5 protein-coding genes and 3 pseudogenes are annotated in these 7,104 nt (G+C 55.5%); 6 read left to right on the forward strand and 2 right to left on the reverse strand.

All coding sequences use genetic code 11. From position 1 onward, the window contains the following. Nucleotides 1-21: 21 nt before the first annotated feature. Nucleotides 22-279, reverse strand: a pseudogene (locus tag F804_RS0114950) (transposase); the annotation flags it as partial. 67 nt (nt 280-346) lie between these two features. Between F804_RS0114950 and F804_RS17260 the strand changes: the two are divergent. From F804_RS17260 to F804_RS17435, 6 genes and pseudogenes are all read left to right on the forward strand, one after another. Then, nucleotides 347-496 (forward strand): annotated as a pseudogene (locus F804_RS17260) (transposase); the annotation flags it as partial. 337 nt (nt 497-833) lie between these two features. Beyond that, nucleotides 834-2,441 carry a glycosyltransferase family 32 protein gene (locus F804_RS17730; RefSeq protein WP_245540376.1) on the forward strand — a complete coding sequence of 536 codons (1,608 nt, stop codon included), beginning with the start codon at nt 834-836 and terminating at the stop codon, nt 2,439-2,441. 35 nt (nt 2,442-2,476) lie between these two features. After that, a complete protein-coding gene (locus F804_RS0114965) occupies nt 2,477-4,030 on the forward strand; it encodes an asparagine synthetase B family protein (RefSeq protein WP_156845261.1) in 1,554 nt (517 codons plus the stop codon). A 26-nt stretch (nt 4,031-4,056) separates the two neighbouring features. Then, nucleotides 4,057-4,992 carry a threonine ammonia-lyase gene (locus F804_RS17050; RefSeq protein WP_022708553.1) on the forward strand — a complete coding sequence of 312 codons (936 nt, stop codon included), beginning with the start codon at nt 4,057-4,059 and terminating at the stop codon, nt 4,990-4,992. A gap of 20 nt (nt 4,993-5,012) precedes the next feature. Next, complete coding sequence (locus tag F804_RS16735) at nt 5,013-5,930, forward strand: hypothetical protein (RefSeq protein WP_156845262.1); 918 nt, start codon at nt 5,013-5,015, stop codon at nt 5,928-5,930. Continuing rightward, nucleotides 5,887-6,807 carry an alpha/beta hydrolase gene (locus F804_RS17435; protein WP_156845263.1) on the forward strand — a complete coding sequence of 307 codons (921 nt, stop codon included), beginning with the start codon at nt 5,887-5,889 and terminating at the stop codon, nt 6,805-6,807. Before F804_RS16735 ends, F804_RS17435 begins: the two co-directional genes overlap by 44 nt. 172 nt (nt 6,808-6,979) lie before the next feature. Here F804_RS17435 and F804_RS17440 read toward each other — a convergent pair. Then, a pseudogene (locus tag F804_RS17440) lies at nt 6,980-7,104 on the reverse strand (IS3 family transposase); the annotation flags it as partial.

Genomic DNA, 7,104 nt, shown 5'->3' on the forward strand with positions numbered 1-7,104 from the left:
TCGCACCGGGCTTCAGAAGTTTTTTCCCAGCATCTCCTTGAGCGTGGCGACATCGAGCATCTGCTCCGCCAGCATCTTCTTCAGCTTCGCATTCTCGGCCTCAAGCGCCTTCAGCCGTTTGGCCTCCGACACTTCCATGCCCCCATACTTCGAGCGCCACTTGTAAAATGTGCCATCGCTGACGCCGTGCTTCCGGCAGAGCTCTTTGGCACCTATCCCGGCCTGGTGCTCCTTCAGGATGCCAATGATCTGCTCTTCGCTGAAACGGCTTTTCCGCATCTTCTGTCTCCTCGTTTCGAGAACAGGCTAACCTCAAACCGCGGACGTTTCAGGGGAGCAGGTCAACGACAAGCGCCGCTACAAGCGGCGCAACAGGATCGAGATCATGTTCGGCAGGCTCAAGGGCTGGAGGAGGGTTGCGACCCGCTATGATCGCTGTCCGCAAACCTTCTTCTCAGCAATAGCACTCGCTGCGACCGTAATCTTCTGGCTTTGAGAGAGAACGAGTCCTGACCCTAAAACAGCGAGAAAGGGCCCCACGATAGGCCATTCAAGCGTACAGAGTTATCTGAAGACGACGGGCGACATGAGCCTTGAAACCCTCGCGCGCGTAAACGATACTTTAACTCTGGAAGTTTCCGCTTCGTCCACCTGCTCAGAGCTAGCCTTTCCGAAGATCAAGGACCTTGCACCGAACGGTGGGACACGATTTTGCTCCAAGGCTCACGCGTAGGATGGGGGGGTGGGGCGCGCAGCAAACACGGTTATGAAATTTCCCAAACGCAATGCCATGTGCCATCGCGCACGCAAAACAGCAAGAGCAGGAATACGCAATGTTGAAGACCATCGGCATGCTCTGGTTGCAGGGGCCTCTTAGCTATCTCGAACAGTTATGTGTCAAGTCTTTTCTCGACGCGGGGCACCGGGTGGTTTTGTATCACTACGGGCCGCTGCAGAATGTTCCGGAGGGGGTGGAACTGGCCGATGCCAATGAAGTTTTGCCCCAAAGCGGTTTTCTTAGGCATGAGCGCACGGGCAGCCCGGCTCTGCACTCGGACCTGTTCCGTTACAAGATGCTGGCGAAGGAAGATAACGTTATTTGGGCGGACACTGACGCCTATTGCATGAAACCTTTCCAAACGCGAAACGGGCATTTCTACGGCTGGGAAGGGAACAAGCACATCAATGGCGGTGTCCTCGGGCTGCCCAAAGACAGCGACACGCTGCGCGCGCTACTCGACTTTACCAACGATGAATTCAGCATACCAACATGGTATGGGGATGAGTATACTCAGGAGCTGAAAGCCGCAAAAAACGCCGGAATGCCAGTTCATGCGGGAGACCAACCTTGGGGAGTGTGGGGCCCGCATGCGGTTACGCATTTTCTGCACGCGACGGGCGAGGTGAAGTATGCCTTACCACAAGAGGCGCTGTATCCCTTCAAGTTCAAGGATCGCCGTTTGATGTTGCGGCGCAATTTCGATACTACGCCCTACATCACTGAAAACACGTATTCGGTTCATCTTTTCGGGCGTCGTATGCGCGCGCGACTAGTAGAGAAAGAGGGCGGCGTACCGCATCGGTCCAGCCTACTGGGCAAACTGCTTACCAAACACGGTATCGATCCCCGCAAGGCCCCGATCCCCAACAAGGGTCGGCCAGAACCGGCCAAAGAGACGCCGACGGGAAGCAAAACCGTGGCATCGACCGCTACACCGCGGCCGACGATATTTGCTCCCCTTCACCCCAGCGTTCGGTACGGACGTGGCGAGGTCAACCTGACTGATCTTGCCGACAAGTATGGCTCCGACAAAGGCTCAGCTAAGCACCGGTATTCCGAACTGTATCAAATGCTGTTCCTGCCGTATCGCAACCGCACGATCTCCTTCCTTGAAATGGGCCTTCAGATTGGCGGGCCAGAGCACGGAAATAACGCAGCTCGTCCTACAACCGATGCACCATCGGTCAGGATGTGGCTCGAATTTTTCCCAAAGGCCAAGATCCATGGGCTCGACGTGTCTGACTTCAGCTGGTTCAAGGACCCGCGTTTTGTATTCCATTGCTGTGACATGGATCGCCGCGAAAACATTCGGGCGGCCACCAGCGATATAAAAGCGCTTGACATCGTTATCGATGATGCAAGCCATGCTTCCCACCATCAGCAGAATGGGTTGTTAGAACTGTTTGGCAAGGTTAAGTCCGGTGGTCTTTATATTATCGAAGACCTGCGCTGGCAGCCCAAAGACTTTGAGACACTAGGATATCCAAAGACAGCCACACTCTTCCAGAACTATCTGGAAGCCAGCGTGTTTAGACACCCTGAGCCTGCGATAGAAAAAGAACTGAATGATATGCGGGTTGATATCTCTGGCTGCTTCTTGTTTCAGGCCCAGTTCCAGAAAAACCGCCGCGACCAGGTTCTTGTGATCCACAAACGCTAATGCCCGGGAAGTTCCGGGTGTGGAGTGATATAATGATGCCACATGCTGTCGCGCTAACCGAAAATCTTAAACTAAGGTTTTCGCGGACCTTTACGCAGCAATTTCTGATGTGCGAAGATGCAGATTTTTCCGTGTCGGGCTTTGACCCATACCGCTTTGACGGCAGGTCGCTTCTCGTAGGTCGGTCCTTGCCCATCGCGCAGGCGATCTCAGAAGAGACGCAGATTATTGTACTAGGCATCGCCGTCGATGAGAAGGGGGCGCTTGCAACCGAGGATAGGCTAGACGCCGTGTTGGCCAACGGGCCTGACCTGCAAGGACTGGAGACCTATATCGCCGGCCTAGGGGGGAGGTATGTCGTGTTTCTTAAACACAAGCAGGCGCGGCGTATCTATCTGGACCCGACCGGATCGATGGGGGTCATGGTCAATCGGGAAACCGGAGCCATCGGCTCCTCTCTCTTTCTTGTGCTTGACCGCCCGCCTTCGCCGTCGCCCGACTACCCGCGAGAACTTGTGTCAAGCCGCTACTCGTTTGGGTACACCGCTGACCGCGATGTCGTAGCACTGATGGCTAATCATTATTTCGATATTACCTCTGGAGAACAGGTTCGTTTTTGGCCGACCGAGGAGACCCCATTTTCCTATTCCAGCTTGGAAGAACTGGACGCGGGGATGGATACGGTAATCGCACGCCATGTGCAAATCATAAGCGCCATCGCAAAGGCGCGCCCACCCTTCATTTTGCCCCTCAGCGGCGGACAGGACAGCCGCATTATCATGGCGATCGCGGCGCATGCAGAACTGACGCCAGACTACGCATTTAGCCATGTGACAAACTATAACACCCGGATCGATGCGGAAATCGCCGCAGAGATGTGTGCCGTGACAGGGTGGGAACATTCCATCATTGATACGATGGATCCGGGTCAGACAATCCAGATGCCGCCGCGTCGCGTTTACAGGTATCTGCGCGAAGCAGCATTGGCGCGGGGACGCCTCGACAACGCTTACCCTCAGAAGCTTAAGAAGCACGAGTTAATTCGGCGTGAAATGCTCGCCACAAATGCCCTGCCATCAGGTGGCGTTGTCATGCGGGGCCATGTGACGGATATTTCGAAGGCAGTTTTGTGGCGCAACAAGGGGATCAGCGCTTACATTGAGCACGGTTCAGAAGGCGTTCCAAATGACGTTGTTGCAGAGCTTTTATTCCACGACCAGCCGGCTTTGGGGGCAATGCCTTGGGTAAAAGGCCGGCTCGCAGCATGGCGAGAGACGTTGCCGACGGCAGCCGGGGCGCGTGTTCTTGATCTCATGGGCTTGGAGCTTTACCGTAATTATTCTCTGGGCTTTTCGTTCTACGGGTTCTGGCGTAACTTTTATATGGCGCCTGGCTGCGATCGCCAGATCATTCAGCACCTTGCCTCGGCCCCGCCGCTGATGCGCTTTCGACTGCAATACAATGACCGTCTGATAGAACGCACGGCGCCAGCCTTGCGCGACATCAGATATACCCGGACGTCGGATAATGCGCTTCGTAATAAAAATTCACCGCTGAGTGAAAGTCTTGAAGAATACAGTCTTCGTTAAGAAGATTTGAAGGGAGTTTTTAAGAAATGGGCCCTGATACGCCGATCCGCACACCGTTGATCCGCGCTCCCCTTTTAGATGGTCGGTTGCTTTGGCTTAAGGACGAAGGGGCGCAGCCAAGCGGGTCCTTCAAATTGCGGGGGGCCTCGCACTTTTTGAGCGTGAATAGAATCTCTTCCGGTGTGGTTACCACCGCATCAACCGGGAACCACGCGATCGGCCTGTCTTTGGCGGCACGGGCCAACGGGTTGCATGCCGTGATCATGGTCCCCCGCTCAACGCCTGCCCGAAAACTGGCCTCCATATCCGCAGCGGGTGGTGAGATCCGTTTGATCGATGGCGACTATCAGGACGCATTGGCAGAGGCGGAGCGTTTTGCGGCAGATGGTACCGCGTACCTTGTTCCTAGCTATGACCATGCTGATATAATCGTCGGCAACCGCAATGTGTTTCTTGAGATCCTCGAGGATCTCGAGCCAGACAACATTTCTATGTTCGTACCCATCGGGGGCGGTGGATTGTTTTCCGGTGCCGTTCAAGCCTGCGAAGGACGCGGTATTCCGATTATTGGCGTAGAGCTGAGCCCTTATGAGCGCGTGACTCGAATTGCTTGGAACAAGCAGGGCGATCTGCCGCACATGGACAAAGCGCCGGAACCCTCGACAGAAGGGGTCGCGATCAGGACGCTTGGCGTCATTCCAACGCGCATCATGCGTGAGGCCAGCACCGCACGGTTCACTAGCGTTGAAGTAGCCGAACTGCGTGCGGCGTGCCGGTGGCTCTGGCACGCGCACGGCGTTCGGGCAGAGCTGGGCGGATGTACCGCACTTGCCGCGGCCCTGCGCGAGACCCCGCCGGGCGGCATATCGGCCTGCGTTATCTCTGGCAGCAACATCGACGCTGACCTGCATGCTGATATCGTTGCGCAAGATGCCGACGATCACGCATCTGAGGTGCAATGAAACTGAGCAGGCGCAACCACATGTCCGATCCCATAGCCGACGAAGCCCCACTTTGGTACCGACACATCTACCCCGGTGGTCAGTTCACGGGCTTTTATCACGCGATGAAAGATCACGCACTTGTCTATGTGGAGCGTTCGCCCTCCACCCTAATCGTCACGTTTGACAACCTCTCGCAGGCGGGTGGGGCTTACTTGAACCGGGATCCATGGGCCGCGAAGTTCATAGCCGATGAAGGACATAGTCACTTAGGTGTCATAGCTAACGGGCCAACCTGGTTCCGCGATCCGCAGTTGATTACGTATCTCGAAAGGCTGCGGGACGAAGGGTTCTTTGAGCGTTTTTCTGTCGTCGCCATGGCAGGCACGTCGATGGGGGGCTTTGCAGCCCTCACGTTTTCCCACCTTGCGCCTGGTGCTCGCGTCGTTGCCTTCAGCCCGCAGTCAACCCTGAACCAGGATCTGGTTCCGTGGGAACGCCGCTTTGTAAAATCGCGACTTCAGGACTGGACGTTGCCTTATTCGGATGCGGCCGCGGACCTGCAAAATCTGGGCAAGGCGTATGTGATTTACGATCCGTTCGACATAAACGATGCCCGGCATGCGGCGCGCATTCCTCCGGACAATGTCACGCTGCTGCGCGCACCCGGATGCGGGCATAAAACCGCGATGGTTCTGCGTAGAACAGAGACGCTGAAAACGGTCATGCGGACTGCGATTGACGGGACGTTGACCGCGGAAAGTTTTGCCCGGCTGGTACGCGGACGCCGAAACACACGCATCTATTGTCTGGAAATGATAGGTCACTTCCAAGCACGCAAGCATGACGACAGAGCGAGTCAGTTCAAGTGGGCGTTTAACCGCCGCCGCAAGCGCATAAAAAAAGAGCAGAAGAATGTCGAAGTTGACACTAACAACACAAACGTCATCGCCGGGTGAAGCGGCGCTGATCGAAAAGGGCGCGCGTGAAGGATTTTATCGAGAGCTAGGCCCGAAACACAGTGTCTTGTTCTCGCAGCGCGGTGGCACACTATTGGTTACGTTCGAGAATCTCGATCACGTTGTAAGCCGGACGGAAGACCAATTGCCTTGGGGCTATTCGCTGGCTGAAAAGAATAACTGGTCTATTTTGGGCCTGATGGCACGTGAATGGAGTTGGTATCGTGATGAATGCGTGCTGAACTTTTTTGATGAGCTGCGCGCGTCTGGGTTCTTCAAGGATTTTGAACGCGTCATTTTCTACGGCGCGTCCATGGGCGCCTACGCGGCCTGTGCGTTTTCGTCGGCTTCTCCAGGTGCGGATGTGATCGCAATTAGCCCTCAAGCGACACTGGATCGCGGTATCGCAAGTTGGGAAACTCGCTATCGCAAGGCATGGCGGCGGAATTTCTCTAATCGTTACGGGTTTGCGCCGGACGAGGTCCGGACCGCCAATCAGGTGATCTTGGTCTTTGATCCCGCGTCGCAACTTGACGCTATGCACGCAGCTTTGTTTCGAGGGGATAACATAACCCATATCAGTTGCCGGTTCATGGGACACCGTATCATGTCCCTGTGGGGCACAATGGGCGTCCTGAAAGAGGCAGCTAGCTGCCTGCTCAAGCCCGAGCCTGACATCGTAGAATTTCGGCAGCTAATGCGTAAACGCTATGCTTCGCCACGTTACCAAAAAGAACTTTTGGCCCAAGTCACTACACGCCGACGTGACGATCTGATCGTTCGGCTATGCATGGCGGTGCTGAGCAGGCGCGGTGCGCCACATTTCCGACATGCTCTACGGGATGCGAGATCGCGGTTGGCCGTCAAGCGAAAATGAGTGCGGAGGGGTAGGCCTGATATCCAAACGTCTCCATCTGCGGGGCGTCTAAGACGGTAGTTGTTGATGACGCAGGAAAGCTTCGCTTTCACAACGAGCCTAGGTGTTTGATCCCACGGTTTGATGGTGTGATCCTTTCGAAGAAATGGAAGGATGAATAGCCCCGAGTTTCTTAGACGCCTTCACGTCTGATCTTCTGCTGCCGCTCGAGCTCGGCGGGCGACAACATCCCATTCCTCGCATGTTTGCGTTTCGGTTTGTAGAACATCTCGATGTAATCGAACACGTCCTGCCTAG

The sequence above is a fragment of the Paracoccus zeaxanthinifaciens ATCC 21588 genome (assembly GCF_000420145.1).
Taxonomy (GTDB): domain Bacteria; phylum Pseudomonadota; class Alphaproteobacteria; order Rhodobacterales; family Rhodobacteraceae; genus Paracoccus; species Paracoccus zeaxanthinifaciens.